27 protein-coding genes, 1 pseudogene and 1 riboswitch are annotated in these 25,352 nt (G+C 70.2%); of the genes and pseudogenes, 27 read left to right on the top strand and 1 reads right to left on the bottom strand.

The features are described 5' to 3' along the window. The first annotated feature begins 179 nt into the window (after positions 1-179). The 17 genes from WBG99_RS09245 (at position 180) to WBG99_RS09165 (ending at position 13,395) form a co-directional block, all read left to right on the top strand. Positions 180-776: a hypothetical protein gene (locus WBG99_RS09245; RefSeq protein ID WP_338895869.1), complete on the top strand. Its 597-nt coding sequence runs from the start codon at positions 180-182 to the stop codon at positions 774-776. Between the two features lie 386 nt (positions 777-1,162). Next, entirely contained in the window at positions 1,163-1,591 is a 429-nt protein-coding gene (gene rpsP / locus WBG99_RS09240) for a 30S ribosomal protein S16 (protein WP_338895868.1), read from the top strand. A gap of 2 nt (positions 1,592-1,593) precedes the next feature. Next, positions 1,594-1,833: an RNA-binding protein gene (locus WBG99_RS09235; protein ID WP_013000410.1), complete on the top strand. Its 240-nt coding sequence runs from the start codon at positions 1,594-1,596 to the stop codon at positions 1,831-1,833. Positions 1,834-1,915: 82 nt separating this feature from the next. Further along, positions 1,916-2,518, top strand: coding sequence for a ribosome maturation factor RimM (gene rimM / locus WBG99_RS09230; protein WP_338895867.1), 603 nt, complete (start codon positions 1,916-1,918; stop codon positions 2,516-2,518). Then, complete coding sequence (gene trmD / locus WBG99_RS09225) at positions 2,518-3,351, top strand: tRNA (guanosine(37)-N1)-methyltransferase TrmD (RefSeq protein WP_338895866.1); 834 nt, start codon at positions 2,518-2,520, stop codon at positions 3,349-3,351. The genes rimM and trmD overlap by 1 nt, the downstream gene beginning before the upstream one ends. Before the next feature lie 134 nt (positions 3,352-3,485). Further along, positions 3,486-3,836 (top strand): 50S ribosomal protein L19, encoded by a 351-nt coding sequence (gene rplS, locus WBG99_RS09220; RefSeq protein ID WP_013000407.1) that lies wholly within the window; start codon positions 3,486-3,488, stop codon positions 3,834-3,836. A 48-nt stretch (positions 3,837-3,884) separates the two neighbouring features. Beyond that, entirely contained in the window at positions 3,885-4,610 is a 726-nt protein-coding gene (gene lepB / locus WBG99_RS09215) for a signal peptidase I (RefSeq protein ID WP_338895865.1), read from the top strand. Further along, positions 4,603-5,730: a signal peptidase I gene (gene lepB / locus WBG99_RS09210; protein WP_338895864.1), complete on the top strand. Its 1,128-nt coding sequence runs from the start codon at positions 4,603-4,605 to the stop codon at positions 5,728-5,730. The genes lepB (WBG99_RS09215) and lepB (WBG99_RS09210) overlap by 8 nt, the downstream gene beginning before the upstream one ends. Next, a complete protein-coding gene (gene lepB, locus WBG99_RS09205; protein ID WP_338900270.1) occupies positions 5,696-6,586 on the top strand; it encodes a signal peptidase I in 891 nt (296 codons plus the stop codon). Before lepB (WBG99_RS09210) ends, lepB (WBG99_RS09205) begins: the two co-directional genes overlap by 35 nt. Before the next feature lie 80 nt (positions 6,587-6,666). Continuing rightward, positions 6,667-7,413, top strand: a complete 747-nt coding sequence (gene lepB, locus WBG99_RS09200; RefSeq protein ID WP_338895863.1) for a signal peptidase I — start codon at positions 6,667-6,669, stop codon at positions 7,411-7,413. Beyond that, positions 7,403-7,918, top strand: a complete 516-nt coding sequence (locus WBG99_RS09195; RefSeq protein ID WP_338895862.1) for an NUDIX hydrolase — start codon at positions 7,403-7,405, stop codon at positions 7,916-7,918. Before lepB (WBG99_RS09200) ends, WBG99_RS09195 begins: the two co-directional genes overlap by 11 nt. A gap of 56 nt (positions 7,919-7,974) precedes the next feature. Continuing rightward, positions 7,975-8,283 carry a DUF2469 domain-containing protein gene (locus WBG99_RS09190; protein ID WP_005311352.1) on the top strand — a complete coding sequence of 103 codons (309 nt, stop codon included), beginning with the start codon at positions 7,975-7,977 and terminating at the stop codon, positions 8,281-8,283. Positions 8,284-8,422: 139 nt separating this feature from the next. After that, the gene (locus WBG99_RS09185; protein ID WP_338895861.1) at positions 8,423-8,788 is read left to right on the top strand and encodes a YraN family protein; all 366 of its coding nucleotides are present in this window, start codon (positions 8,423-8,425) and stop codon (positions 8,786-8,788) included. Beyond that, positions 8,788-10,410 (top strand): YifB family Mg chelatase-like AAA ATPase, encoded by a 1,623-nt coding sequence (locus tag WBG99_RS09180; protein WP_338895860.1) that lies wholly within the window; start codon positions 8,788-8,790, stop codon positions 10,408-10,410. Before WBG99_RS09185 ends, WBG99_RS09180 begins: the two co-directional genes overlap by 1 nt. 34 nt (positions 10,411-10,444) lie before the next feature. After that, positions 10,445-11,605 (top strand): DNA-processing protein DprA, encoded by a 1,161-nt coding sequence (gene dprA / locus WBG99_RS09175; protein WP_338895859.1) that lies wholly within the window; start codon positions 10,445-10,447, stop codon positions 11,603-11,605. A 272-nt stretch (positions 11,606-11,877) separates the two neighbouring features. Then, a complete protein-coding gene (gene whiG / locus WBG99_RS09170) occupies positions 11,878-12,711 on the top strand; it encodes an RNA polymerase sigma factor WhiG (RefSeq protein WP_338895858.1) in 834 nt (277 codons plus the stop codon). 126 nt (positions 12,712-12,837) lie between these two features. Continuing rightward, entirely contained in the window at positions 12,838-13,395 is a 558-nt protein-coding gene (locus WBG99_RS09165) for a helix-turn-helix domain-containing protein (protein WP_338900269.1), read from the top strand. A 191-nt stretch (positions 13,396-13,586) separates the two neighbouring features. Here WBG99_RS09165 and WBG99_RS09160 read toward each other — a convergent pair whose 3' ends face one another. Beyond that, positions 13,587-14,174 (bottom strand): M23 family metallopeptidase, encoded by a 588-nt coding sequence (locus WBG99_RS09160; protein WP_338895857.1) that lies wholly within the window; start codon positions 14,172-14,174, stop codon positions 13,587-13,589. Between the two features lie 275 nt (positions 14,175-14,449). Between WBG99_RS09160 and rpsB the strand changes: the two genes are divergently transcribed. The 10 genes and pseudogenes from rpsB to WBG99_RS09110 all read left to right on the top strand — a co-directional run bounded on the left by rpsB (position 14,450) and on the right by WBG99_RS09110 (position 25,309). Beyond that, complete coding sequence (gene rpsB, locus WBG99_RS09155; RefSeq protein WP_338895855.1) at positions 14,450-15,373, top strand: 30S ribosomal protein S2; 924 nt, start codon at positions 14,450-14,452, stop codon at positions 15,371-15,373. Between the two features lie 159 nt (positions 15,374-15,532). Then, positions 15,533-16,369, top strand: a complete 837-nt coding sequence (tsf, locus tag WBG99_RS09150) for a translation elongation factor Ts (protein WP_338895854.1) — start codon at positions 15,533-15,535, stop codon at positions 16,367-16,369. A gap of 202 nt (positions 16,370-16,571) precedes the next feature. Beyond that, on the top strand, positions 16,572-17,330 hold the full coding sequence (gene pyrH / locus WBG99_RS09145; protein ID WP_338895853.1) for a UMP kinase: 759 nt from the start codon (positions 16,572-16,574) through the stop codon (positions 17,328-17,330). 155 nt (positions 17,331-17,485) lie between these two features. Continuing rightward, positions 17,486-18,043 carry a ribosome recycling factor gene (gene frr, locus WBG99_RS09140; protein WP_045561444.1) on the top strand — a complete coding sequence of 186 codons (558 nt, stop codon included), beginning with the start codon at positions 17,486-17,488 and terminating at the stop codon, positions 18,041-18,043. Beyond that, positions 18,043-19,169, top strand: a pseudogene (locus tag WBG99_RS09135) (phosphatidate cytidylyltransferase). Before frr ends, WBG99_RS09135 begins: the two are co-directional and overlap by 1 nt. A 143-nt stretch (positions 19,170-19,312) precedes the next feature. Beyond that, the gene (gene rlmN, locus WBG99_RS09130) at positions 19,313-20,419 is read left to right on the top strand and encodes a 23S rRNA (adenine(2503)-C(2))-methyltransferase RlmN (protein WP_338895852.1); all 1,107 of its coding nucleotides are present in this window, start codon (positions 19,313-19,315) and stop codon (positions 20,417-20,419) included. 70 nt (positions 20,420-20,489) lie between these two features. After that, positions 20,490-20,597, top strand: a riboswitch (TPP riboswitch). A gap of 83 nt (positions 20,598-20,680) precedes the next feature. Then, positions 20,681-21,766, top strand: a complete 1,086-nt coding sequence (locus WBG99_RS09125) for a thiamine ABC transporter substrate-binding protein (RefSeq protein ID WP_338895851.1) — start codon at positions 20,681-20,683, stop codon at positions 21,764-21,766. Positions 21,767-21,840: 74 nt separating this feature from the next. Further along, on the top strand, positions 21,841-23,448 hold the full coding sequence (locus tag WBG99_RS09120; RefSeq protein ID WP_338895850.1) for an iron ABC transporter permease: 1,608 nt from the start codon (positions 21,841-21,843) through the stop codon (positions 23,446-23,448). Next, positions 23,448-24,482, top strand: a complete 1,035-nt coding sequence (locus WBG99_RS09115; protein ID WP_338895849.1) for an ABC transporter ATP-binding protein — start codon at positions 23,448-23,450, stop codon at positions 24,480-24,482. The genes WBG99_RS09120 and WBG99_RS09115 overlap by 1 nt, the downstream gene beginning before the upstream one ends. A gap of 11 nt (positions 24,483-24,493) precedes the next feature. Next, positions 24,494-25,309, top strand: coding sequence for a maleylpyruvate isomerase family mycothiol-dependent enzyme (locus tag WBG99_RS09110; RefSeq protein ID WP_338895848.1), 816 nt, complete (start codon positions 24,494-24,496; stop codon positions 25,307-25,309). Positions 25,310-25,352: the final 43 nt, after the last annotated feature.

Here is a 25,352-nt window from a genome sequence, read left to right as displayed (position 1 = left end):
GGGAGACGGGTGCGCGTACGTGTCGCTACGCACCGCCTTGGGTGGAGCTGTGAGGCTTATCCGCAGATCAGCGCACCCGCCCTCGTCACGACGCACTAGCGGCAACTGACGGGTACGTGCAAATTATTTGAGATGCCCCGGAATCGGAACACAGGAGCACTCAGGCTCGTTGTCATTACGTGAGCACGACACAGACACCACCTGTTCTCGCCGCAGAGCTGGCACAGGCGTGGGCCGACATTCAGCGGTACCACCCCGAGCTGCCGGATCTTGCCGCTCCCGAGTCCCTGATCGGGGAGTCGTCGTCCGCCTGCGGGCACGAACTCTCCTTCGAGCGACTGCTCCATGAGGCAGTCCATGGCATCGCCGCCGCACGAGGAGTCCGCGACACCTCCCGGGCCGGCCGTTATCACAACCGCAGATTCCTCGCGATCGCCGAGGAGCTCGGCCTCGACCACTCCGAGGAACCGCACCCCAGCAGCGGTTTCTCGTTGGTCACGCTCAACCCCGAGGCCAAGCGTCGCTACCGCCCGACCATCGAGAGACTGCAGCGCGCCCTCAAGGCACACACCGCCGCGACCTCGTCGGACACGGCCCGAAGCTTCCGGGGCCCGGCCGCCCGCCACGGCTCCTCCGGCGGCGGCGTCCGTGTCAAGGCCGTGTGCGACTGTGGCCGCAACGTCCGGGTCGTCCCGTCCGTACTCGCCCAGGCGCCCATCGTCTGCGGCGGCTGCGGCAAGCCGTTCCGGATCCCGGAGGTCGCGGGCGCGGCATGACCGGCGACGAGCTGGGACGACGGCTGCTCGTGGCAGCCGTACACAGCTCGTGGGTCCGGGCCCGGCCGCACCGCGGGGTGCCGCTGCCGTCCGCGTCGCCGCGGGCAGTCGTGCCGCTGGTGCGATGCGGAAGGGCGGGCGCTGCGGCACCCCGCGCGCCGGTGAGCTGAGAACGCCTGGCGCGGGGTGGCGCTCGGCCATGCGCAGGCGCACCCTCGCGGTCGAGTGCGACCCGCAGGGTGTGGCACAATGTCTAGCTGTACTCGACAGTCGCACAGGACCCCTCTCTCCTCCGGCTGACGCGTCCATCGGGCACTCGGGTACCGCAACCCCACGCGGCTTTCTCGCCGTGCCCAACCACGTCAAATCCAGGAGAACCCACTCCCGTGGCAGTCAAGATCAAGCTGAAGCGTCTGGGCAAGATCCGTTCGCCTCACTACCGCATCGTCGTCGCCGACTCCCGCACACGCCGTGACGGTCGTGCGATCGAGGAGATCGGCAAGTACCACCCGACGTACAACCCGTCGGTCATCGAGGTCGACGAGGAGCGCGTCGCGTACTGGCTGGGTGTCGGCGCGCAGCCGACCGAGCCCGTGCTCGCCATCCTGAAGAAGACCGGCGACTGGCAGAAGTTCAAGGGCGAGCCCGCTCCGGCGCCGCTCCTCGTAGCTCAGCCGAAGTCCGCGCGTCCGTCGTTCGAGGCCCTGGGCGGCGGCGAAGAGGGCAAGGGTGAGGCGATCACCCAGAAGAAGAAGGCCGACAAGAAGGACGAGGCTGCCGCTGAGTCTTCTTCGCCTGAGCCGACCGAGGCCTGAGCATGCTCGAGGAGGCTCTCGAGCACCTCGTCAAGGGCATCGTCGACTACCCCGACGACGTGCAGGTCGCTTCCCGCGACCTGCGCCGCGGGCGCGTGCTGGAGGTCCGGGTCCACCCCGACGACCTCGGTAAGGTGATCGGCCGCAACGGCCGTACCGCCCGCGCCCTGCGCACCGTCGTGGGCGCCATCGGCGGCCGCGGAGTCCGTGTCGACCTCGTCGACGTGGATCACGTCCGCTGATGTTTTCGCAGCACCGGCTCGGGCCGGGGAGGGCCACTTGGCCGTCCCCGGCCCGTAGCCGTATGACAGGAGATCAAGCACAGTGCAGCTCGTAGTCGCACGGATCGGCCGCGCCCACGGCATCAAGGGCGAGGTCACCGTCGAGGTCCGTACCGACGAGCCGGAACTCCGGCTCGCCCCCGGCGCAGTCCTGCTCACGGATCCCGCCCCGACGGGCCCGCTCACCATCGAGACCGGCCGCGTCCACAGCGGCCGGCTGCTCCTGCGCTTCGAGGGCGTCCGCGACCGCAACGCCGCCGAGGCCCTGCGCAACACCCTCCTGATCGCGGAGGTGGACCCGGAGGAGCTGCCGGAGGAAGAGGACGAGTACTACGACCACCAGCTCATGGACCTCGACGTGGTCACCGTGGACGGCGCCGAGGTCGGCCGGATCACCGAGATCTCCCACCTGCCCTCCCAGGACCTCTTCATCGTCGAGCGGCCCGACGGGAGCGAGGTGCTGATCCCGTTCGTCGAGGAGATCGTCACGGAGGTCGACCTGAAGGAGCAGCGGGCCGTCATCGACCCGCCGCCCGGTCTGATCGACGACCGCGCGGAGATCGCCTCCGCCAGAGACGCCCTGGACGACCGGGGCACCGAGGGTGCCGCCGGTGAGTCCGCAGACCGGGCCGGGGACGGGGCCTGATGCGACTCGACGTCGTCACGATCTTCCCCGAGTACCTCGAACCCCTGAACGTCTCCCTCGTCGGCAAGGCACGCGCGCGGGGGCAGCTGAACGTGCACGTGCACGACCTGCGGGAGTGGACGTACGACCGGCACAACACGGTCGACGACACGCCGTACGGCGGCGGCCCCGGCATGGTCATGAAGACCGACCCCTGGGGTGACGCCCTGGACTCCGTCCTCGCCGACGGGTACGAGACGGGCGCCCGCGAGCCCGCGCTCATCGTCCCCACTCCCAGCGGACGCCCCTTCACCCAGGCGCTCGCAGCCGAACTCTCCGAGCGGCCCTGGCTGATCTTCACCCCGGCGCGCTACGAGGGCATCGACCGCCGGGTGATCGACGAGTACGCCACCCGGATGCCCGTCCACGAGGTGTCCATCGGCGACTATGTGCTCGCCGGCGGCGAGGCGGCCGTCCTCGTCATGACCGAGGCCGTGGCGCGACTGCTGCCCGGCGTCCTCGGCAACGCCGAGTCCCACCGGGACGACTCCTTCGCACCCGGCGCCATGGCCAGTCTCCTGGAGGGGCCGGTCTACACGAAACCCCCCGAGTGGCGTGGCCGTGACATCCCGGACGTGCTGCTCAGCGGCCACCACGGCAAGATCGCGCGCTGGCGCCGGGACGAGGCCCTGAAGCGTACGGCGGCCAACCGGCCCGACCTCATCGAGTGCTGCGAACCCAAGGCGTTCGACAAGAGGGACCGCGAGATGCTCTCCATCCTGGGCTGGGCCCCGGATCCGGAGGGAGAGCGGCACGGCCGATTTTGGCGGCGGTCGGAGGGCGTGGAACAATAGGCCGATGTTGTGCGTCGTCCGGCGCGCGCCCCTGCCACAGGGGGAGACGACGCCCGCCCCGACACGGACAGCATCCTCTCGAAACACCTAGCTCCCGCCTATGACCTGTGGCATGGGCGAAGAAAGCAGACGAAATGTCTCACCTGCTCGACTCGGTCGACTCCGCGTCGCTGCGCAGCGACATCCCGGCCTTCCGCCCGGGTGACACCGTCAACGTCCACGTCCGCGTCATCGAGGGCAACCGCTCCCGTGTGCAGCAGTTCAAGGGCGTGGTGATCCGTCGCCAGGGCGCCGGTGTCCGCGAGACCTTCACGGTCCGCAAGGTCTCGTTCTCCGTCGGCGTCGAGCGCACCTTCCCGGTGCACACCCCGATCGTCGAGAAGATCGAGCTCGTGACCCGCGGTGACGTCCGTCGCGCCAAGCTGTACTACCTGCGCGAGCTGCGCGGCAAGGCGGCGAAGATCAAGGAGAAGCGCGACAACTGAGCGCGCTCTCAAGGCGTTCACACGGGGGCCGGATACGATCTGGCCGCGATGGACACCGAAGCACGGCAGCACGGCGAACGCGACCGTTCCTCCCGCCCTTCTGACGAGCTCTCCGAGGAGATCTCCGACACAGAAGGGCCGGAGGGGCGGTCGCGTTCGGCATGGGTGGACCGAGGTGCCGCGTGGGTGCCGGGCGGGCGCTACACCCTGACCGCACTGATCTGCCTGCTTTTTCTGGCCCTCTTCAGCAACTTCGTGATGCAGCCCTTCCAGATTCCCAGCAGCTCCATGGCCCGCTCATTGAGGATCGGGGACCGCGTTCTCGTAAATAAGTTGGCGTACCGTTTCGGATCTGAGCCGCAGCGCGGTGACGTCGTGGTGTTCGACGGCACCGGCTACTTCGGGAACGCCGACTACATCAAGCGCGTTGTCGGCGTGGGGGGAGACCGGGTGGTCTGTTGCGACCAGCAGGGGAGGCTTGAGGTGAACGGCCGGTGGGTCGACGAGTCGTCGTTTCTGCATCCGGGTGACAGCCCGTCGAACGTACCCTTCGACGTGGTCGTCCCCGAGGACACCCTGTTCCTCCTCGGCGACCACCGCGGTGACTCCAGTGATTCCCGTGACCACCTGGGATCGCCCGGCGGTGGCATGATCCCCCTCGACGCCGTCATCGGCCGGGCCGACTGGATCGCGTGGCCCGCCGACCACTGGACGCGTCTGGACCGCCCGGACGTCTACGCGCGCGTGCCCGCCTCCGGCGGTGCGCATGGGTAACCGTGGCAAACCCCGCGGTGCCCCCAGCGCCACCTCCGACAACCTGCTGCCCACCGGTACCCGCCGGGCCGGCGGGGCCGCCCGGCCGAGCCGCGTCGAGCGGCGCAAGCTCGCTCGCAAGATCAAGCGGCGCAGGCGCCGCTCCGCGGCCAAGGAGATCCCGCTCCTCGTCGGTGTCGCCGTCCTCATAGCCCTGGTCCTGAAGACCTTCCTCGTCCAGGCGTTCGTGATCCCCTCGGGCTCCATGGAGCAGACGATCCAGATCGGTGACCGCGTCCTGGTCGACAAGCTCACCCCTTGGTTCGGCTCCAAACCCACCCGGGGGGACGTCGTCGTCTTCAAGGACCCCGGCGGCTGGCTGGAGGACGAGCAGACGGTGCCCCCGACCGAGGACCCGATCGTCATCAAGCAGATCAAGGACGGCCTGCAGGTCATCGGCCTCCTGCCGTCCGACGACGAGAAGGACATCATCAAGCGGGTCGTCGCGGTCGGCGGCGACACCGTCAAGTGCTGCGACCTCCAGGGCCGCGTCACCGTCAACGGCATGCCGCTGGACGAGACGGCGTACCTCCACCCCGGCAACACACCCTCGACCCAGCCGTTCGAGGTCAGCGTCCCCGAGGGCCGCCTCTGGGTCATGGGCGACCACCGGGAGAACTCCGCCGACTCCCGCGCCCACCAGTCCGACGATTCGAAGACGGCCCAGTACGGGGGTACGGTCTCCGAGGAGTCCGTCGTCGGCCGGGCCGTCGTCATCGCCTGGCCGGTCGGTCACTGGGGGCAGCTGGAGGAGCCGGACACGTTCTCCGCCGTGCCGAGCGGGTCGACCACCGCCCTCGGCGCTTCGCATAGGGTGGCCTCCGCGGATCGAATCGGATTGATCCCCCTCCCGACCCCTGCGGAACTCCCGCTCGTTATGGGAGTGGTGGGCCTGCACCGGATGTGGCGTGGGCGGCGGTACGGAGTGAGGAGTGGATGTGGGGGATGTGGCAGTCGGCGCACGGTCCGGACACGGTGGTTCCGAAGAACGGCCGGAGCGATCCGACGAGGCGGCTTCCCCGGCCGCGGAGAACGCGGAGAGCGTTCTGAACGCCGAGGGTTCCGCCGACGCCGGGAGTGACTCCCCGGGCGGAGCGGACGGCGGGGACAGCGCCCGGACCCCGGTCGACGACGGCGGTCAGGACGAGAGGCCCAGGAAGAAGCAGCGTTCCTTCTGGAAGGAACTGCCGCTCCTGATCGGTATCGCGCTGGTGCTCGCGCTGCTGATCAAGACCTTCCTGGTGCAGGCGTTCTCCATCCCGTCCGACTCGATGCAGAACACCCTGCAGGAGGGCGACCGGGTCCTGGTCGACAAGCTCACCCCGTGGTTCGGCTCCGAGCCCGAGCGGGGCGAGGTCGTCGTCTTCCACGACCCGGCCGGCTGGCTGGACGGCGAGCCCACCCTGGAGCCCAACGCCGTGCAGCGGGTTCTCGGCTGGATCGGCCTGATGCCGTCCGCCGAGGAGAAGGACCTCATCAAGCGCGTCATCGGTGTCGCCGGCGACACCGTCGAGTGCAAGGGCACGGGCCCGCTCAAGGTCAATGGCAAGGCGCTCAACGAGCCGTACGTGTACCCGGGCAACACCCCGTGCACCGTCGACGACATCGGCGGTCAGTTCAGGGTGAAGGTGCCCGAAGGCAGAATCTGGGTCATGGGTGACCACCGGCAGAACTCGCTGGACTCCCGCTACCACCAGAACGACGAGAACGGCGGCATGGTCCCCGCGAGCCAGTCCGTGGGTCGAGCCATCGTCGTCGCCTGGCCGCCCACCCGCTGGTCCACGCTGCCCGTTCCCGACACCTTCGACCAGAACCTGAGCGCCGCAGCCCCCGGAGCGCTCGGCCTCGCGGGCGCGGTCCCGCTGGTCCTGTGGCGCCGCCGACGCCTTCTCGCCGGCGAGGGCCCGAGGGTTTCTGGCTCGGGTACCGCCGGGTAGGGTGCCGTCCCAGATCGCCGATCTTCCGCGGCCCGTACGGCGCCCGGACGGTCGATTCTCCGACCTGGGGGAGCACTGGGATGAGCGGGACGACACGTCGCACGGACGAGGGCCGCGGACGGCTCGGCAGCAAGCTGTCGGGGCTGGCCGTGGCCCTCGGCTGTGTGCTCTTCCTGGGCGCCTTCCTCTGGGGCGCGGTCGCCTACCAGCCCTACTCGGTGCCGACCGACTCCATGGCCCCCACCATCACCTCCGGGGACCGCATACTCGCCGAGCGGATCGACGGCGCCGACATCGAGCGCGGTGACGTCGTGGTCTTCCGCCAGGAGACCTGGGGCAACTCGCCCATGGTCAAGCGGGTCGTCGCGGTCGGCGGCGACACGGTGGCCTGCTGCACCGACGGCAAGCTCACCGTCAACGGCAAGAAGATCGACGAGGGCTACCTGCCCAAGGGCCAGGACGCCGAGCTGACCGGCATCCCCGAGATCACGGTCCCCAAGGGCCGGCTGTTCCTCCTCGGAGACGAGCGCAGCGGCTCCCTGGACTCCACCGCGCATCTCACGGAGGCCGGCAGCGGAACGGTGCCGCGGACCAACGTGGACGCACGCGTGGACGCCGTCGTCTGGCCCATGGAGGGCATGCTGGACCGCCCCACGGGCTTCGAGGAGCTCGGCCCGCTCTCCTCTCCCGGCCCGCTTCCGCTGATCACCACCGCGCTCGTCGTGGGCATGGTGCTCGTGCTGGGCGGAGCGGCCTACGGACCGGTCGCCAAGCGGTTCGGCGGGGGCGGCCGTACGGCGCGGTCGGAGTCGGCCGGTGTCGGCTGAGGACACGTACGAGGGCGGGCTGCGCAAGGTGGCCCGGGTGATCCTGCTGGATCCGCAGGGGCGCGTCCTGCTGCTGCACGGGCACGAGCCGGACGATCCGGCGGACGACTGGTGGTTCACGCCCGGCGGCGGTGTGGAGGGCGCGGAGACCCGCGAGGAGGCCGCCCTGCGGGAACTCGCGGAGGAGACCGGGATCACGGACGTCGAACTGGGCCCCGTGCTCTGGCGGCGGATGTGTTCCTTCCCCTTCGCCGGACGCCGCTGGGACCAGGACGAGTGGTACTACCTCGCCCGTACCACCGATACGCACCAGGCGGCGCCCGTCGCGGCGGGCCTCACCGAACTGGAACGGCGCAGCATCGCCGGAGCACGCTGGTGGACGTGCGGGGAACTGGTCCGGGCACATGAGACGGTGTACCCGACCAGACTCGCCGAACTGCTTCGCACACTGCTCGACGAGGGTCCCCCGGCCAGACCCGTGGTCCTCGACACCGAAATCGTCTAGGGGCTCGCGGGACTGGCGCACAATGGTGGGACCGCACGGCTGAAGGGGAACATGCCATGAGCGCCGAGGACCTCGAGAAGTACGAGACCGAGATGGAGCTGAAGCTCTACCGGGAGTACCGCGATGTCGTCGGTCTGTTCAAATACGTGATCGAGACCGAGCGGCGCTTCTATCTGACCAACGACTACGAAATGCAGGTGCACTCGGTCCAGGGTGAGGTGTTCTTCGAGGTCTCCATGGCGGACGCCTGGGTGTGGGACATGTACCGGCCGGCTCGGTTCGTGAAGCAGGTGCGGGTACTCACGTTCAAGGACGTGAACATCGAGGAGTTGAACAAGAGCGACCTGGAGCTGCCGGGCAGCTAGGCGGACGGCGGTCGGGCAGCCGTGTGGCTGCCGGGTAATCCGTGTGGGTGGCGAAGTTGTCCACAAAGGCCTGCTTGTCCACCAAGATCCAATAGCGGGCTGAGCTGCCCTCAGTGTTGGCGCCGGAGGTGGTGCCGACATGAGCAACGCACGAGGTGCACTCGGCAGGTACGGCGAGGAGCTGGCCGCGCGGCGGCTGGCCGAGGCCGGGATGACGGTCCTGGAGCGCAACTGGCGCGGCGGCAGGACCGGTGAGATCGACATCGTGGCCCGGGACGGGGACGCGCTGGTCGTCTGCGAGGTGAAGACCCGCAGGGCAGGCCCCTTCGAAAACCCGATGGCGGCCGTCACGACCAGCAAGGCCCAACGGCTGCGCCGCCTCGCCGAACACTGGCTCCAGGAACACGGCGGGGCCCCGCCGGGCGGCGTGCGCATCGACATCGTGGGCGTCGTCCTCCCCGACCGCGGCGCACCCGTCGTGGAACACGTGCGAGGGGTGGCCTGATGGGATTCGCCCGCACCTGCTCCGTGGCCCTCGTCGGTGTCGAGGGCGTGGTCGTCGAGGTCCAGGCCGACCTGGAACCCGGCGTGGCGGCCTTCACGCTGGTGGGGTTGCCGGACAAGAGCCTGACGGAGAGCAAGGACCGGGTCAGGGCGGCGGTGGTCAACTCGGGCGCCGAGTGGCCGCAGAGGAAGCTGACGGTGGGGCTCAGCCCCGCCTCCGTACCGAAGGCCGGCAGCGGCTTCGACCTGGCGGTCGCCTGTGCGGTCCTGGGCGCCTCCGAGCGTATCGACCCACGGGTGCTCTGCGACATCGTGATGATCGGCGAGCTGGGACTCGACGGGCGCGTCCGGCCGGTGCGGGGCATCCTGCCCGCTGTGCTGGCCGCCGCCGAGGCCGGATACGAACAGGTGGTGGTGCCGGAGTGCGCCGCCGCGGAGGCCTCGCTGGTGCCCGGTGTCTCGGTACTGGGCGTGCGTACCCTGCGGCAGTTGATCGCCGTGCTCTCGGACGAACCCGTGCCGGACGAGGAGCCACACGAGGGCCGCCCCGACCCGCTCATGGCGGGACTGCGCATGCCGGGTACGGGAGCGGCCACCGGTATGCACACCACGGGAGCGGCGCAGCAGGACCAGGGCCATGACCTCGCCGATGTCGTGGGTCAGCTCGCGGCCCGGACCGCCGTAGAGGTGGCGGCGGCCGGTGGGCACCACCTCTTCCTGGAAGGGCCGCCGGGCGCCGGCAAGACGATGCTCGCCGAGCGGCTTCCGGCCATTCTGCCGAAGCTGGGCAGGGAGGAGTCGCTGGAGGTCACGGCGGTCCATTCGATCGCCGGCCTGCTGCCGGCGGGGAAGCCCCTGGTCGACGTGGCGCCCTACTGCGCCCCGCACCACTCGGCCACGATGCAGGCTCTCGTCGGGGGCGGTCAGGGCATCGCACGGCCCGGCGCGGTCTCACTGGCCCATCGCGGGGTGCTCTTCCTCGACGAGACCCCGGAGTTCAGCGGTCAGACACTGGACGCCCTGCGCCAGCCGCTGGAGGCGGGGCACGTCGTGATCGCGCGCAGCGCCGGAGTCGTGCGCTTCCCGGCGAAGTTCCTGATGGTGCTCGCCGCCAATCCCTGTCCTTGCGGTCGCTTCTCGCGGACGGACGACCTGTGCGAGTGCCCGCCCGCCTCGATCCGCCGCTATCAGGCCCGGCTCTCCGGGCCGCTGCTGGACCGGGTCGACCTCAGGGTCGAGGTCGACCGGGTCACCCGGTCCGAACTCACCCGGCGCGGTGCCAGGGGCGAGCCCACGGCGACGGTGGCCGACCGGGTGCGCTCCGCCCGGGAGCGGTCGGCCGCGCGTCTGCTCGGCACGCCCTGGCGGACGAACAGCGAGGTACCGGGACGTGAACTGCGGAGCCGGTGGCACGCGTCGTCGGGCGCCCTGGACGAGGCCGAGCGCTCCCTGGAGCGGGGAGTGCTCACCGCGCGCGGCCTGGACCGGGTGCTCCGGGTCGCCTGGACCATCGCGGACCTCGTCGGCCACGACCGCCCCGACGCCACGGACGTCAACCTGGCCCTGCAACTGCGCACCGGAGTCCCCCGTGGCGTACCGATGGCGATCGGGGCACTGACATGAGCCCCGAGACCGGTGGCTCGTCGGCGGGTGAGCCATGACCGGCGGCGGTGCGGCGGACGCCGAGAGGCTCGACCGTGCCTTCCTCGCCCGTGTCATCGAACCCGGAGACGAACTCGGCGGACGGTGGCTGCGGGAGTTCGGCGCCCGTGAAGTGGTGCTGAGGCTCTCCGGCGGCGGACGGCCGCTGCCGGACGCCTCGGAGAAGCGGTGGGCGGGGCTGTGCGCCCGCGCCGGGCACGCCGAACCCGAAGGGGACCTGGCCCGGGCGAGGGAGGCCGGGGTCCGTTTCCTCGTCCCCGGCGACGCCGAGTGGCCCGGACAGCTCGACGACCTCGGGGACGGGCGGCCGGTGGGGCTGTGGGTGCGGGGGAAGGCCAATGTGCGGATGTGGGCGTTGCGGTCGGTGGCCGTGGTGGGGGCGCGGGCCTGCACGGAGTACGGGGCGCACATGGCTGCCGCGCTGGGGTCGGGGCTGGCCGAGCGAGGGTGGGTGGTCGTGTCCGGCGGGGCTTACGGGGTGGACGGGGCCGCGCACCGGGGCGTGCTCGGGGTCGGTGGGGCGACCGTCGCCGTGCTGGCCTGCGGGGTGGACCGGCCGTATCCCAGGGGGCATGTGCAGCTGATCAGGCGGATCGCCGAACAGGGACTGGTGGTCGGGGAGTTGCCGCCGGGGGACCATCCGACGCCGAGCCGGTTCATCCTGCGGAACCGGGTGATCGCCGCGCTCACCAGGGGAACCGTGGTCGTGGAGGCGGCCTACCGCAGCGGAGCGCTGGTCACCGCACGGGCCGCGCAGCGGTTGGGGAGGTTCACGATGGGTGTCCCGGGCCCCGCGACCTCGGCCCTCTCGGCCGGAGTCCACGAACTTCTGCGGGGCGAGGCGGTGCTCGTGTCCGACGCCGCGGAAGTCGTCGAGCTTGTGGGCGACATGGGGGAGTTGGCGCCGGACCGACGCGGGCCCGTGCTCCCCCGCGACCTGCTGGAACCCGGCGCGCGGCAGGTGCTCGCCGCACTGCCGGGGCGAGGGACCGAGGCCGTCGAGGAGGTCGCCCGGGGCGCGGGGACGACGGTGGACGACGCGGTCGGGAGACTGTACGAACTCCGCTCACTTGGTTACGTCGAACGACACGGCGACGGCTGGAAGTTGACACGCCAGGCGATGATCTCCGTCTCGCCGGATCGGAGGCGAAGTTGACCGAGCGTGTTCGGCCGTCCGGGGGAACGCCGACAGCCTTGCGGTTTCCGGCAGTTGGCGTTCCGGGCCGGTCACACAGTGCCACCTCCGTGACCCTATGGGGCGTCCAGCGGAACGTATCTGCGCACGAGCGATCCGTCGCCCTTCGCGCACTGCGACTCTTCAGTCACGCTACGCTCACGAGGATTGCGACTCAGGACAGGCAACTCGACATCAGACCGACAGCGCACCCAGTCACTCCCAGTTCACGGCAGAACGGCACAAGGCGACGAATGCCCCAGCACACCTCCGGGTCTGACCGGGCGGCGGTACCCGCCGCCGCTCGCGGCACCGTGCGCCCGCCCGCCCCCTCGACACTCGACGAGCTGTGGCGGACGTACAAGACGACAGGCGACGAACGGCTGCGCGAGCAGTTGATCCTCCACTACTCGCCCCTGGTGAAGTACGTCGCGGGCCGGGTGAGCGTCGGCCTGCCGGCCAACGTCGAGCAGGCCGACTTCGTCTCCTCCGGGGTCTTCGGGCTCATCGACGCGATCGAGAAGTTCGACATCGAGCGGGAGATCAAGTTCGAGACGTACGCGATCACCCGGATCCGGGGCGCGATGATCGACGAACTGCGCGCGCTGGACTGGATCCCCCGGTCGGTGCGGCAGAAAGCGCGCAACGTGGAGCGGGCCTACGCCACGCTGGAGTCGCGGCTCCGACGCACTCCCAGCGAGGGGGAGGTCGCCGCCGAGATGGGCATCCCGGTCGACGAACTCCACGCCGTCTTCAGCCAGTTGTCGCTGGCCAACGTGGTGGCACTGGAGGAGCTGCTGCACGTCGGCGGCGAGGGCGACCGGCTGAGCCTGATGGACACGCTGGAGGACACCGCCGCGGACAACCCGGTCGAGGTCGCCGAGGACCGGGAGCTGCGGAGGTTCCTGGCACGGGCCATCAACACGCTGCCCGAACGGGAGAAGACCGTCGTCACGCTGTACTACTACGAGGGGCTCACGCTCGCCGAGATCGGGAACGTGCTCGGGGTGACGGAGAGCAGGGTGAGCCAGATCCACACGAAGTCGGTGCTGCAGCTGAGGGCGAAGCTGGCGAGTTTCGGCCGTTGAGCCGGTACGGCCCGGCCGCAAGCGGGTCGGGAGCCGACCTCGGCGGGGCCGGTAGGGGGAAGCCACTCCCGTGGGTGGCGGTACGTCCGTAAAGTGGTTGACGTGCCAAGGATTCGAGCGGCCTCCGTGGCCGAGCACCGGTCGATGCAGCGAGCCGCCCTGCTGGACGCGGCGCGATCCCTGCTGTCCGAGGGCGGGACGGAGGCGTTGACGTTCCCCGCGCTCGCCGAGCGCACGGGGCTGGCGCGGTCGTCCGTGTACGAGTACTTCCGGTCGCGGGCGGCCGTGGTCGAGGAGCTGTGCGAGGTCGACTTTCCCGTCTGGGCGGCGGAGGTCGGGGCGGCGATGGCCTCGGTCGAGCGGCCCGAGGACAAGGTCGAGGCGTACGTCCGCAAGCAGCTGGAGCTGGTCGGGGACCGGCGGCACCGGGCCGTGGTCGCGATCTCGGCGAGCGAGCTGGACGCCGGGGCGCGGGAGAAGATCAGAGCCGCCCACGGTGGTCTCGTCGCGATGATCGTGGAGGCGCTCGCGGCGCTCGGGAAGGCTGAGCCCCGGCTGGCCGCGATGCTGTTGCAGGGGGTCGTGGACGCGGCGGTGCGACGCATCGAGTCGGCGACGGCGGAGGAGCCCTCCGCGATCACCGAGGCGGCTGTGGCGATGGCTCTGCGGGGCGTCCGGGGCTGAGGCTTCGCGGCTCTGACGCCGGGCGCCCCGGCGTCAGAGCTGAACCTGGGGCGGGGTTTCGCTCCCCGGCGTTCGCAGGGTGCCGCCGCGCCCGTCCTCCCCGCTCTCGACTTCGCTCAGCGGGAGGGGCCCCTGTCGCCCCAGCGGCACGACTGCCCGCAGCCCCTCTACCAAGCGACCGCGGCCGCGTCCTACCCGGGCACCGGCAGCAGACGGGACGGGCCCCTCCGCAGGAGCCAGTGCGGTAGGAGGGACAGCGGGTCCAGGTAGGTCTCACCTCTGCGCAGACCCCAGTGCAGGCAGGCCGTCGGACAGTGGGACGGGGTGGGTTCCAGGGTGCCCAAAGGATCGCCCGCGGCCACCTCGTCGCCCTTCTCGACCGACGGTCGTACCGGTTCGTAGGTGGTGCGCAGGGGCGGGTCGCCGGTGTCGGTCAGTTCGACCGAGACGACTCCTCGGCCGGCTACCCGGCCCGCGAAGGACACCCGGCCCGGGGCGACCGCCCGCACCGGGGAGCCGGCCGGGGCGGACAGGTCGACGCCTCGGTGGCCCGGGGCATAGGGGGTGGGCGGGGGTTCCCAGGCGCGGACCACCAGGGGGCGCAGGCCCACCGGCCAGGCACGGCCCATGGCGGGTACCGGCTCAGCGGGGCCCGGCGGTGGTCCCGGGGTCGCGCGCGGGGCTGTGGTCCAGGTCGTGCCCAGGAGGACAGCCGCCAGGAACAACGGCAACGCCGCCCACGTACCCGTACGCCGTCGGTTCGTTCGCTCGTGAGACATGGCGGCAGCGTCCCGTGAACGGGGCGCTCATGGCCGGGTCCTGTGGAGTACTCGGCGGTTGTGGATATCGGCGTCACCCGGGGCCTCGTGGGTCCCGTACACTTCTTGATGGCGATCCGGGTCACCGGGTCGACTTCGCACGCCCCGGTACGAGGCCCCGTCAGTGGTCCGTATCAGCGCCCCTCGGTCCTTTGTGGCAACGGCGCATCGTGGGCGTCAGGCGCGGGAGCCGTCCGGTTCCCGCGGCACAACCGAGAAATTCAAGGAGAACGGCCATGGCCGTCGTCACGATGCGGGAGCTGCTGGAGAGCGGCGTCCACTTCGGTCACCAGACCCGTCGCTGGAACCCGAAGATGAAGCGCTTCATCTTCACCGAGCGCAACGGCATCTACATCATCGACCTGCTCCAGTCGCTGTCGTACATCGACCGCGCCTACGAGTTCGTCAAGGAGACCGTCGCCCACGGCGGCACGGTCATGTTCGTCGGCACGAAGAAGCAGGCGCAGGAGGCCATCGCCGAGCAGGCCACCCGCGTCGGCATGCCCTACGTCAACCAGCGCTGGCTGGGCGGCATGCTCACCAACTTCTCGACCGTCTACAAGCGTCTGCAGCGCCTCAAGGAGCTTGAGCAGATCGACTTCGAGGACGTCGCCGCGTCCGGTCTGACCAAGAAGGAGCTTCTCGTGCTCTCGCGCGAGAAGGCCAAGCTGGAGAAGACCCTCGGCGGTATCCGCGAGATGTCCAAGGTGCCCAGCGCCGTCTGGATCGTGGACACCAAGAAGGAGCACATCGCGGTCGGCGAGGCCCGGAAGCTCAACATCCCGGTCGTCGCCATCCTCGACACCAACTGCGACCCCGACGAGGTCGACTACAAGATCCCGGGCAACGACGACGCGATCCGCTCCGTCACCCTGCTCACCCGCGTGATCGCTGACGCCGTCGCCGAGGGCCTCATCTCCCGCAGCGGTGTCGCCACCGAGGGCAAGGGCGAGAAGGCCGCCGGCGAGCCGCTGGCCGAGTGGGAGCGCGACCTGCTCGAGGGCGAGAAGAAGGCCGAGGAGGCCCCGGCCGCCGCTGAGGCTCCGGCTGCCGCCGAGGCCCCCGCTGAGGTTCCGGCCGAGGCCGCTGCCGAGGCCCCCGCCGCAGAGGAGGCCCCGGCAGCCGCCGAGACTCCGGCCGCGGACGCCGAGCAGGCCTGACCTTCACGGTCGTAGGGCTGACGACACGACGGCGGGTGGCGCCGAGCGCGCCGCCCGCCGTTCACCCATAGCCCGTAGATCTTCGGCGGAGGCCCGCCCCACGAGCGGCGGCTGACGCCGACTTCGAGACTTCGAACTCCGAGAAGAGATTCACAGATCATGGCGAACTACACCGCCGCCGACGTCAAGAAGCTCCGTGAGCTCACCGGCGCCGGCATGATGGACTGCAAGAAGGCGCTGGACGAGGCCGAGGGCAACGTCGACAAGGCCGTCGAGGCCCTGCGTATCAAGGGCCAGAAGGGCGTCGCCAAGCGCGAGGGCCGCTCCGCCGAGAACGGTGCAGTGGTATCCCTCATCGCCGACGACAACACCTCCGGTGTCCTCGTCGAGCTGAAGTGCGAGACGGACTTCGTCGCCAAGGGCGAGAAGTTCCAGGCCGCCGCCGCCGCGATCGCCGAGCATGTCGCCAAGACCTCCCCGGCCGACATCGACACCCTGCTCTCCTCCGAGATCGAGGCTGGCAAGACCGTCCAGGCGTACGTCGACGAGGCCAACGCCAACCTCGGCGAGAAGATCGTCCTCGACCGCTTCGCGCAGTTCGCCGACGGCTTCGTCTTCGCCTACATGCACCGCACCATGCCCGATCTGCCCCCGCAGATCGGTGTCCTGGTCGAGCTGGACAAGGCCGACGCCGAGCTCGCCAAGGGTGTCGCCCAGCACATCGCCGCCTTCGCGCCGAAGTACCTCTCCAGGGAGGACGTGCCGGCCGAGGTCGTCGAGTCCGAGCGCCGCGTCGCCGAGGAGACCACACGCGCCGAGGGCAAGCCCGAGGCCGCCCTGCCGAAGATCGTCGAGGGTCGCCTGGGCGGCTTCTTCAAGGACGCCACGCTGCTCGGCCAGCCGTACGCGCTCGACAACAAGAAGTCCGTCCAGAAGGTCCTGGACGAGGCCGGTGTCACCCTGAAGCGCTTCACGCGCATCAAGGTCGGCATCTGAGTCCGTTACGCGACGGGCACCCGACCCCGATAGGGTCGAGGGCAGTCGTTCGCGTACGCCGCCACCTGCGCGCGTGACGCGTGACGCGTGACGGACGACAGCAGATCTGACGAGGAGGCCGTTGCCGCGCATGGGATGTGAACACCACCCCACCGGCAATGGCCTTCTTCGTATGTGCGACACGTAAAGAGGCGAGATCTCCATGACCACCAAGCCCCAGAAGAGCGACGACGGCAAAGTAAGCGGCCGGTACCTGCTGAAGCTGTCCGGAGAGGCGTTCTCCGGGGGCGGTGCCATCGGCGTCGATCCGGACGTGGTGCACGCCATCGCCCGGGAGATCGCGGCCGTCGTACGTGACGGAGCGGAGATCGCCGTAGTCATCGGCGGCGGCAACTTCTTCCGCGGCGCCGAACTCCAGCAGCGCGGCATGGACCGGGCCCGTTCGGACTACATGGGCATGCTCGGCACGGTCATGAACTGTCTCGCCCTCCAGGACTTCCTGGAGAAGGAGGGCATCGACAGCCGGGTCCAGACCGCCATCACCATGGGCCAGGTCGCCGAGCCGTACATCCCGCTGCGCGCCGTGCGCCACCTGGAGAAGGGCCGCGTGGTCATCTTCGGCGCCGGTATGGGCATGCCGTACTTCTCCACCGACACCACCGCCGCCCAGCGTGCCCTGGAGATCGACGCCGAGGCGCTGCTCATGGGCAAGAACGGCGTGGACGGGGTCTACGACTCCGACCCCAAGACCAACCCGGACGCGGTCAGGTTCGACTCCCTCGGCTATGGCGAGGTCATCACCCGCGAGCTCAAGGTCGCCGATGCCACCGCCATCACGCTCTGCCGTGACAACAAGCTCCCGATCCTCGTGTTCGAGCTTCTCAAGGAGGGCAATATCGCGCGGGCCGTCAAGGGTGAGAAGATCGGCACTCTCGTGGGTGATCAGGGAAGCCGGGCCTGACCGGGTCCCTCCCCTGCCCGGGGGACGGAGCCTGACCGGGGGATGGACAATGTCCTGCCGGTCGGGAACCGTGCAGGAACAAGACGCGACGCAGCCGGCCGCCGACCAGACCAAGTACAGCTGCCGGGCCTACTCAAGACACGCAGGAGCAAGTGGTGATCGAAGAGACCCTCCTCGAGGCCGAGGAGAAGATGGAGAAGGCCGTCGTGGTCGCCAAGGACGACTTCGCGGCGATCCGTACCGGTCGTGCGCACCCGGCGATGTTCAACAAGATCGTGGCCGACTACTACGGTGCGCTGACGCCGATCAACCAGCTGGCCTCGTTCTCGGTGCCGGAGCCGCGAATGGCCGTGGTGACCCCGTTCGACAAGACCGCCCTGCGCAACATCGAGCAGGCGATCCGCGACTCCGACCTCGGTGTCAACCCGAGCAACGACGGCAACATCATCCGGGTGGTGTTCCCCGAGCTGACCGAGGAGCGCCGCCGCGACTACATCAAGGTCGCCAAGAGCAAGGCGGAGGACTCCAAGGTGTCCATCCGCTCTGTTCGCCGCAAGGCCAAGGACGCGATCGACAAGCTCGTCAAGGACGGCGAGGTCGGTGAGGACGAGGGCCGTCGTGCGGAGAAGGAGCTCGACGACACCACCGCGAAGTACGTCGCTCAGGTGGACGAGCTGCTCAAGCACAAGGAAGCGGAGCTCCTCGAGGTCTGATGAACGACTCTTCCTGGGGGGCGCCGCCACAAGCCGGGTACTGGGCGCCGACCGACCGGGGACCTGTCCAGGGGCACGCCCCGGCGGGTCCCACGTACGATGCGTCCGAGGACCAGCGTCCGATGCAGACTCAGGCCATGCCCATCGTGCCCGATGTACCCTCGCATGGCGGGAACCAGGACGACGACCGGGGGGCCGCCCGGGAGGGCGGCCCCCGTTCCGCGACGAGACGCCGTCGGCGCGTCCCCACGGGGGGGCGCCGCAGAAGCCGGATCCCATGCCCGACGCCCCGCAACCCGCCCCGCAGAAGAAGAGCGCGGGCCGTGACCTGAGTGCCGCCATAGGAGTCGGCGTCGGGCTCGGCGTGGTCATCGTCGCGTCGCTGTTCATCGTCAAGGCGGCCTTCGTCGGCGTGATAGTGGTCGCCGTGGTGGTGGGGCTGTGGGAGCTCACCTCCCGCCTGCAGGAACGCAGGGGCATCAAGGCGCCCCTCGTGCCGCTCGCGGTCGGCGGGGCCGCCATGGTCGTCGCCGGGTACGTACGCGGGCCCGAGGGCGCGTGGGTGGCCATGGCGCTCACCGCGCTCGCCGTGCTCGTCTGGCGGATGACGGAACCGCCGGAGAACTACCTCAAGGACGTCACGGCAGGGGTCTTCGCGGCCTTCTACGTGCCGTTCCTGGCCACGTTCGTCGCGCTCATGCTCACCGCCGACGACGGGCCGCGGCGGGTCCTCGTGTTCCTGGTGCTGACCGTCGTCAGCGACACGGGCGCGTACGCCGTCGGCTGGCGCTTCGGCAAGCACAAGCTCGCGCCCCGCATCAGCCCCGGCAAGACCCGCGAGGGTCTGCTCGGCGCGGTCGCCTTCGCCATGGCCGCGGGCGCGCTGCTCATGCAGTTCGTCATCGACGACGGCATCTGGTGGCAGGGCCTGCTCCTCGGCCTCGCCGTCGCCGCCAGCGCCACGCTGGGCGACCTCGGCGAGTCCATGATCAAACGGGATCTCGGCATCAAGGACATGGGCACCCTGCTGCCGGGCCACGGCGGCATCATGGACCGCCTGGACTCCCTCCTCCCGACCGCTCCGGTGGTCTGGCTGCTCCTGGTGCTGTTCGTGGGCTCCGGCTGACCGGTCGGCGATGCGTACGTGACGCGTGTGGGCCCCGCCCCGGTTCGCCGGGACGGGGCCCACTGGCGTGAACTCCGGGGCAGTCGGCCCCTGGCACGCTGTGGCCTGGGCCACCAGAGTTGATCTGCGACACTGGGAGGGTTATGCCTGCACCCGGAGAACTCACTTTCGTCGCCCCCCGCGGAGCCAAGAAGCCGCCGCGGCATCTCGCTGATCTCACGCCTGCGGAGCGTAAGGAGGCTGTTGCCGCGGTCGGGGAGAAGCCGTTTCGCGCCAAGCAGCTGTCGCAGCACTACTTCGCGCGGTACGCGCACGACCCGGAACAGTGGACCGACATCCCCGCGGGTGCGCGCACGAAGCTGCGGGAGGCATTGCTTCCGGAGCTGATGACGGTCGTGCGGCATCTGTCGACCGACCAGGAGACTACGCGGAAGACGCTGTGGCGGCTGTTCGACGGGACGCTCGTCGAGTCGGTGCTGATGCGGTACCCGGACCGGGTCACCATGTGCATCAGTTCGCAGGCCGGGTGCGGGATGAACTGTCCCTTCTGCGCCACCGGGCAGGCCGGGCTGGACCGGAATCTGTCCACCGCCGAGATCGTCCATCAGATCGTCGACGGGATGCGGGCGCTGCGGGACGGGGAGATCCCGGGTGGGCCCGCGCGGCTCTCCAACATCGTCTTCATGGGGATGGGTGAGCCGCTCGCCAACTACAACCGCGTCGTCGGGGCCATCCGCCGGCTCACCGATCCCGAGCCGGACGGGCTCGGGCTCTCGCAGCGGGGGATCACCGTGTCGACGGTCGGGCTCGTGCCGGCCATCCACCGGTTCGCGGACGAGGGCTTCAAGTGCCGGCTCGCGATCTCGCTGCACGCGCCGGACGACGAGCTGCGGGACACGCTCGTACCGGTGAACACGCGGTGGAAGGTGCGCGAGGTCCTGGACGCCGGGTGGGAGTACGCGGCCAGGTCCGGGCGGCGGCTGTCCATCGAGTACGCACTCATCCGGGACATCAACGACCAGGCGTGGCGCGGTGACCGGCTGGGCCGGCTGCTCAAGGGCAGGCCCGTGCACGTCAACCTCATCCCGCTCAACCCGACGCCGGGCTCCAAGTGGACCGCCTCCCGTCCCGAGGACGAGAAGGCGTTCGTCGACGCCATCGCCGCGCACGGTGTGCCGGTGACCGTCCGGGACACCCGGGGGCAGGAGATCGACGGGGCGTGCGGGCAACTGGCGGCCACCGAGAGGTAGGCGGAGTGCCGGCCACCGGGCGGGAGTCAGGATCCGGCCACGGGGTACTCTGACCTTCGTACACATCTTCATATTCCGACAGGGGAGCGCCACAGCGCTGAGAGTGCGGCAACCAGGCCGCAGACCCTCTGAACCTCGCCCAGGTCATTCTGGGTAGGAAGTTCGGTCATCACTCAAGCTGTTGCGCCCTGCGCGGGAACCCTTCGGGATCCCGGGCAGGGCCGCGTCTCTTCCTGGTCACCCCCAGGAGGAATCAAGTCAGTGGGCATCACCAAGAAGGCAACGGTCCTGGTCGTCGGGCTGGGCCTGGTCACTCTGTCGGCGTGCGGGTCGTCCGGATCGGGTGGCAGCGACGGTGGCACCGATTCCAAGACCGTCACCCTCGTCAGCCACGGCTCCTTCGCCTACTCCAAGGACGTGCTGAAGGCGTTCGAGAAGGAGTCCGGCTACAAGGTCAAGGTCCTCAAGAGCGGTGACGCCGGCCAGGCCGTGAACCAGGCGATCCTGACCAAGGACAACCCGCAGGGCGACGTCTTCTTCGGCGTCGACAACACGCTGCTGTCGCGCGCGCTCGACAACGGCCTCTTCCAGCCGTATGAGGCGAAGGGCCTCGACAAGGTCGGCGCCGAGTACCAGCTCGACAAGGACGAGCACCGGGTGACGCCCGTCGACTCCGGTGACATCTGCGTCAACTACGACAAGGCGTACTTCACCGAGCACAAGATCGATCCGCCGCAGACGTTCGACGATCTGGTCGAGCCCGAGTACAAGGATCTCCTCGTCACCGAGAACGCCTCCACATCCTCGCCCGGACTCGGATTCGTCCTCGGTACGGCCGCGAAGTACGGCGACGAGGGATGGGAGGGATACTGGCAGAAGCTCAAGGCCAACGGTGTGAAGGTCGTCGACGGCTGGGAACAGGCGTACTACCAGGAGTTCTCCGGTTCGACGGACGGCAAGAAGGCCGGGGGCGACCGGCCCCTCGTCGTGTCGTACGCCTCCTCGCCGCCCGCCGAGGTCGTCTACGCGGACCCGCGCCCGAAGACCGCGCCGACCGGGGTCGCGACCGGCACCTGTTTCCGGCAGATCGAGTTCGCGGGGCTGCTGAGCAACGCGAAGAACGCCGAGGGCGGCAAGGCGCTGATCGACTTCCTGATCTCGAAGGAGTTCCAGGAGGACATGCCGCTCAACATGTTCGTGTACCCGGTGGTCGAGGGGGCGTCCGTGCCCGCCGAGTTCACCGAGTACGGGCCCGCGGCGAAGGACCCCGAGACCATGGCGCCGGAGAAGATCGCCGAGAAGCGTGACCAGTGGGTCAAGTCGTGGACCTCGCTCGTACTGAAGTAACCGGGACACCTGCCGAGGCGGCGAAGGCCCCTCGGCGGAGGGCCCGCACAGGCAGCGCGGCGCGGCTCGGGCTCATGGTCCTGCCCGTCGTTTTCTTCGCGGTGTTCTTCGCCTATCCCGTCGCCGCGATCGTCGCACGGGGGCTGAAGGCCGAAGGGGAAGGCGGGGGCTGGCGGTTCGGGCGGATCGCGGAGGTGCTGGGGGACTCCGGGATCCGGCACGTGCTGTGGTTCACCACCTGGCAGGCGCTCGTCTCGACCGCGCTCACGCTGCTGATCGCGCTCCCTGGCGCGTATGTCTTCGCGCGCTTCGATTTCAGGGGCAAGGACATCCTGCGGGCGGTCGTCACCGTGCCGTTCGTGCTGCCCACCGTGGTCGTCGGCACGGCGTTCCTGGCGCTGGTCGGGCGTGGCGGGATGTTCGACGACCTGTGGGGCGTACGTCTGGACACGACGGTCTGGGCGATCCTGCTCGCGCATGTGTTCTTCAACTACGCCGTCGTCGTACGGACGGTGGGCGGCCTCTGGGCGCAGCTCGACCCCCGGCAGGAGGAGGCCGCGCGGATGCTCGGGGCGTCCCCGCTCGCGGCCTGGCGGAAGGTGACGCTCCCGGCGCTCGGGCCCGCCGTGGCCGCCGCCACGCTGATGGTGTTCCTCTTCACCTTCACCTCGTTCGGGGTGGTGCAGGTTCTCGGTGGGCCGACCTTCTCGACGCTCGAAGTGGAGATCTACCGGCAGACCTCGGAGATCTTCGACCTGGCGACGGCCGCCGTGCTGACGCTCGTGCAGTTCGTCGCGGTCGCTCTGGTCCTCGTCGTGCACGCCTGGACCGTACGGCGGCGGGAGAGCGCGCTGCGGCTGGGGGACGCGTCGCTCACGGCCCGGAAGCCACGCGGGGCGGGACAGTGGGCGTTGCTGGGCATGGTCCTCGCCACCGTCGTGGTGCTGATTCTGCTGCCGCTGGGCGTGCTGGTGGAGCGGTCGCTCGACGCGCCGGGATTCGGCTACTACAAGGCGCTGACCGGTGACGACAGCGGGATCTTCCTGGTGGCGCCGATCGAGGCGGTCGGCAACTCGCTCAGCTACGCGCTGGCCGCGACCGCCATCGCCCTGCTGATCGGCTCCCTCTCCGCCGCCGCGCTCACCCGGCGGGCCGGCCGGCTCGTCAGGGGCTTCGACGCGCTGCTCATGCTGCCGCTCGGGGTGTCCGCGGTGACCGTCGGCTTCGGGTTCCTGATCGCGCTGGACGAGCCGCCGCTGGACCTGCGGTCGTCCTGGATCCTGGTGCCGCTCGCCCAGGCACTGGTGGGCGTCCCCTTCGTCGTACGGACCATGCTGCCCGTGCTGCGGGCGGTGGACGAGCGGCTGCGGGAGGCGGCGGCCGTGCTCGGGGCGTCGCCCTGGCGGGTGTGGCGCGAGGTCGACCTGCCGATGGTGCGGCGGGCGCTGCTGATCGCCGCCGGGTTCGCCTTCGCCGTGTCGCTCGGGGAGTTCGGGGCGACCGTGTTCATCGCGCGCGCCGACAACCCGACGCTGCCGGTCGCCGTGGCACGGCTGCTCGGCCGGCCCGGGGACCTCAACTACGGCCAGGCCATGGCCCTTTCGACGATTCTGATGGTGGTGTGCGCGGTGGCCCTGCTGGTGCTGGAACGACTCCGTACCGATCGCACGGGGGAGTTCTGATGTTGCTCAGGCTTGCGGAGGCGACCGTACGGTTCGACGGGCGGCCCGTGCTCGACGCGGTCGACCTGGAGGTCGCGGAGCACGAGGTCGTGTGTGTGCTGGGGCCCAGTGGCAGTGGCAAGTCGACGCTGCTGCGGGTGGTCGCCGGGCTCCAACCCCTCGACGGCGGGCGGGTGCTGCTCGACGGCCGGGACCAGTCGGGCGTGCCCGCGCACCAGCGTGGCGTCGGCCTGATGTTCCAGGACCACCAGCTCTTCCCGCAGCGGGACGTGGCCGGCAACGTCGCCTTCGGGCCTCGTATGCGCGGGGCCGCGAAGGACGAACGGGCCGGACGGGTGAGGGAGTTGCTGGAGCTGGTGGGGCTGCCCGGGGCCGCGCGCCGGCGGGTCGGAGAGCTGTCCGGCGGTGAGCAGCAGCGGGTCGCGCTGGCCCGCGCCCTCGCCCCGCGCCCCCGGCTGCTGATGCTCGACGAACCCCTCGGTCAGCTGGACCGCTCGCTGCGGGAGCGGCTCGTCGTCGAACTGCGGGAGCTGTTCGGGGTGTTGGGCACCACCGTGCTGGCGGTCACGCACGACCAGGGTGAGGCGTTCGCGCTGGCCGGCCGGGTCGTGGTGATGCGGGACGGCCGGATCGCCCAGTCCGGCACGCCCCTTGAGGTCTGGCAGCGGCCCGTGAACGAGTTCGTGGCTCGCTTCCTCGGCTTCGACAACGTGGTCGACGCGACGGTGGCCGGGCAGGCCGCGGACACCCCGTGGGGCAAGGTGCCGGTGCCGGAGGGCGCACCGCAGGGGCCGTGCGCGCTCCTGGTCCGGGCCGCCGGGGTACGGCTGGTCGACGCGGCCGACGGGCTGCGCTGCACCGTGGCCGCGCGCACCTTCCGGGGCACCCATGTCGCCGTGCACCTTCAGCCGGGGGATGCGCCGCGTTTGGAGGCGGCGTGCGCCCTGCGGGACGCGCCGGAGCCCGGGGACGAGGTCGGCGTGAGCTTCGACGCGGCCGAAATCGTCGTGCTGGAGGGCGGTCCGGCCGCATAAGGTGCGGCACCATGACCATGAGCAGGCAAGAACCCCGAGTCCGGCACGACCGCTACTGCACCGAGATCGAGTTCCAGGTACGGCGGTTGAGGGACATCGTGACCTCCGGCGCCGATCTGTCGGCGACCGTGCCGACCTGTCCCGACTGGTCACTGGAAGAGCTGATACGCCACACCGGCGGCGCCCTGCGCTGGGTCGAACTGAACGTACGGACCCGGTCGAAGGAAGAGGTGCCCGAGTCGGACGTCCCGCTCTGCGAGGGCCCCGAGAAGCAGGGGGACCCCGCCGCGCTGGACGCGTGGCTCGCGGAGACCGGCGCGACCATCGTCGCCACGCTGCGTGAGGCGGGGCCAAAGGCGCCGGTGTGGTCGTGGGGGTGGGAGCGGAGCGCGGGGTTCTGGGCCCGCCGGATGGCCCATGAACAGGTCATCCACGGCGCCGACGCCGCGCTCACCGTGGGACGGCCGGTCGAGGTGGCGCCGGAGATCGCCGCCGACGCGATCGACGAGTGGCTGGAGATCGTCGAGTTCGTCCAGCGGACCATGCCGCACGACGAGGCGGCCGAACTGCGCGGTGCCGGGCGCAGCATCCACCTGCACGCCACCGACGCCTCCGACGACGTGAACGCCGAGTGGACCGTGGAACTGACCGAGGACGTCGTGCGCTGGCGCCGTGGCCACGAGAAGGCGACGGTCGCGCTGCGCGGCCCGCTCACCGAGGTCCTGCTCGCCTTCTACCGTCGACTCCCGCCGGACGGCGGGCAACTGGAGGTGCTGGGGGACCGGGGGCTGCTGGACTTCTGGCTGGAGCGGGCGACGTTCGGGTGAGCGGGCGGCCGAGGCCGAGAACCGGCTCTCCCTGACACGGCTG

The organism is Streptomyces sp. TG1A-60 (assembly GCF_037201975.1).
Classification (GTDB): Bacteria; Actinomycetota; Actinomycetes; order Streptomycetales; family Streptomycetaceae; genus Streptomyces.
Note: the sequence above shows the minus strand (reverse complement) of the source record. Positions and strands in the feature narration are given on the sequence as shown.

Coding starts and splice junctions, on each gene's coding strand:
- WBG99_RS09120 (WP_338895850.1), top strand. CDS start 21,841: ATGGTCCTGCCCGTCGTTTTCTTCGCGGTGTTCTTCGCCTATCCCGTC.
- pyrH (WP_338895853.1), top strand. CDS start 16,572: ATGACCACCAAGCCCCAGAAGAGCGACGACGGCAAAGTAAGCGGCCGG.
- tsf (WP_338895854.1), top strand. CDS start 15,533: ATGGCGAACTACACCGCCGCCGACGTCAAGAAGCTCCGTGAGCTCACC.
- lepB (WP_338895865.1), top strand. CDS start 3,885: ATGGACACCGAAGCACGGCAGCACGGCGAACGCGACCGTTCCTCCCGC.
- rlmN (WP_338895852.1), top strand. CDS start 19,313: ATGCCTGCACCCGGAGAACTCACTTTCGTCGCCCCCCGCGGAGCCAAG.
- whiG (WP_338895858.1), top strand. CDS start 11,878: ATGCCCCAGCACACCTCCGGGTCTGACCGGGCGGCGGTACCCGCCGCC.
- dprA (WP_338895859.1), top strand. CDS start 10,445: ATGACCGGCGGCGGTGCGGCGGACGCCGAGAGGCTCGACCGTGCCTTC.
- trmD (WP_338895866.1), top strand. CDS start 2,518: ATGCGACTCGACGTCGTCACGATCTTCCCCGAGTACCTCGAACCCCTG.
- WBG99_RS09115 (WP_338895849.1), top strand. CDS start 23,448: ATGTTGCTCAGGCTTGCGGAGGCGACCGTACGGTTCGACGGGCGGCCC.
- WBG99_RS09185 (WP_338895861.1), top strand. CDS start 8,423: ATGAGCAACGCACGAGGTGCACTCGGCAGGTACGGCGAGGAGCTGGCC.
- lepB (WP_338895864.1), top strand. CDS start 4,603: ATGGGTAACCGTGGCAAACCCCGCGGTGCCCCCAGCGCCACCTCCGAC.
- lepB (WP_338895863.1), top strand. CDS start 6,667: ATGAGCGGGACGACACGTCGCACGGACGAGGGCCGCGGACGGCTCGGC.
- rpsB (WP_338895855.1), top strand. CDS start 14,450: ATGGCCGTCGTCACGATGCGGGAGCTGCTGGAGAGCGGCGTCCACTTC.
- WBG99_RS09235 (WP_013000410.1), top strand. CDS start 1,594: ATGCTCGAGGAGGCTCTCGAGCACCTCGTCAAGGGCATCGTCGACTAC.
- WBG99_RS09180 (WP_338895860.1), top strand. CDS start 8,788: ATGGGATTCGCCCGCACCTGCTCCGTGGCCCTCGTCGGTGTCGAGGGC.
- WBG99_RS09160 (WP_338895857.1), bottom strand. CDS start 14,174: ATGTCTCACGAGCGAACGAACCGACGGCGTACGGGTACGTGGGCGGCG.
- WBG99_RS09110 (WP_338895848.1), top strand. CDS start 24,494: ATGACCATGAGCAGGCAAGAACCCCGAGTCCGGCACGACCGCTACTGC.
- rplS (WP_013000407.1), top strand. CDS start 3,486: ATGTCTCACCTGCTCGACTCGGTCGACTCCGCGTCGCTGCGCAGCGAC.
- WBG99_RS09190 (WP_005311352.1), top strand. CDS start 7,975: ATGAGCGCCGAGGACCTCGAGAAGTACGAGACCGAGATGGAGCTGAAG.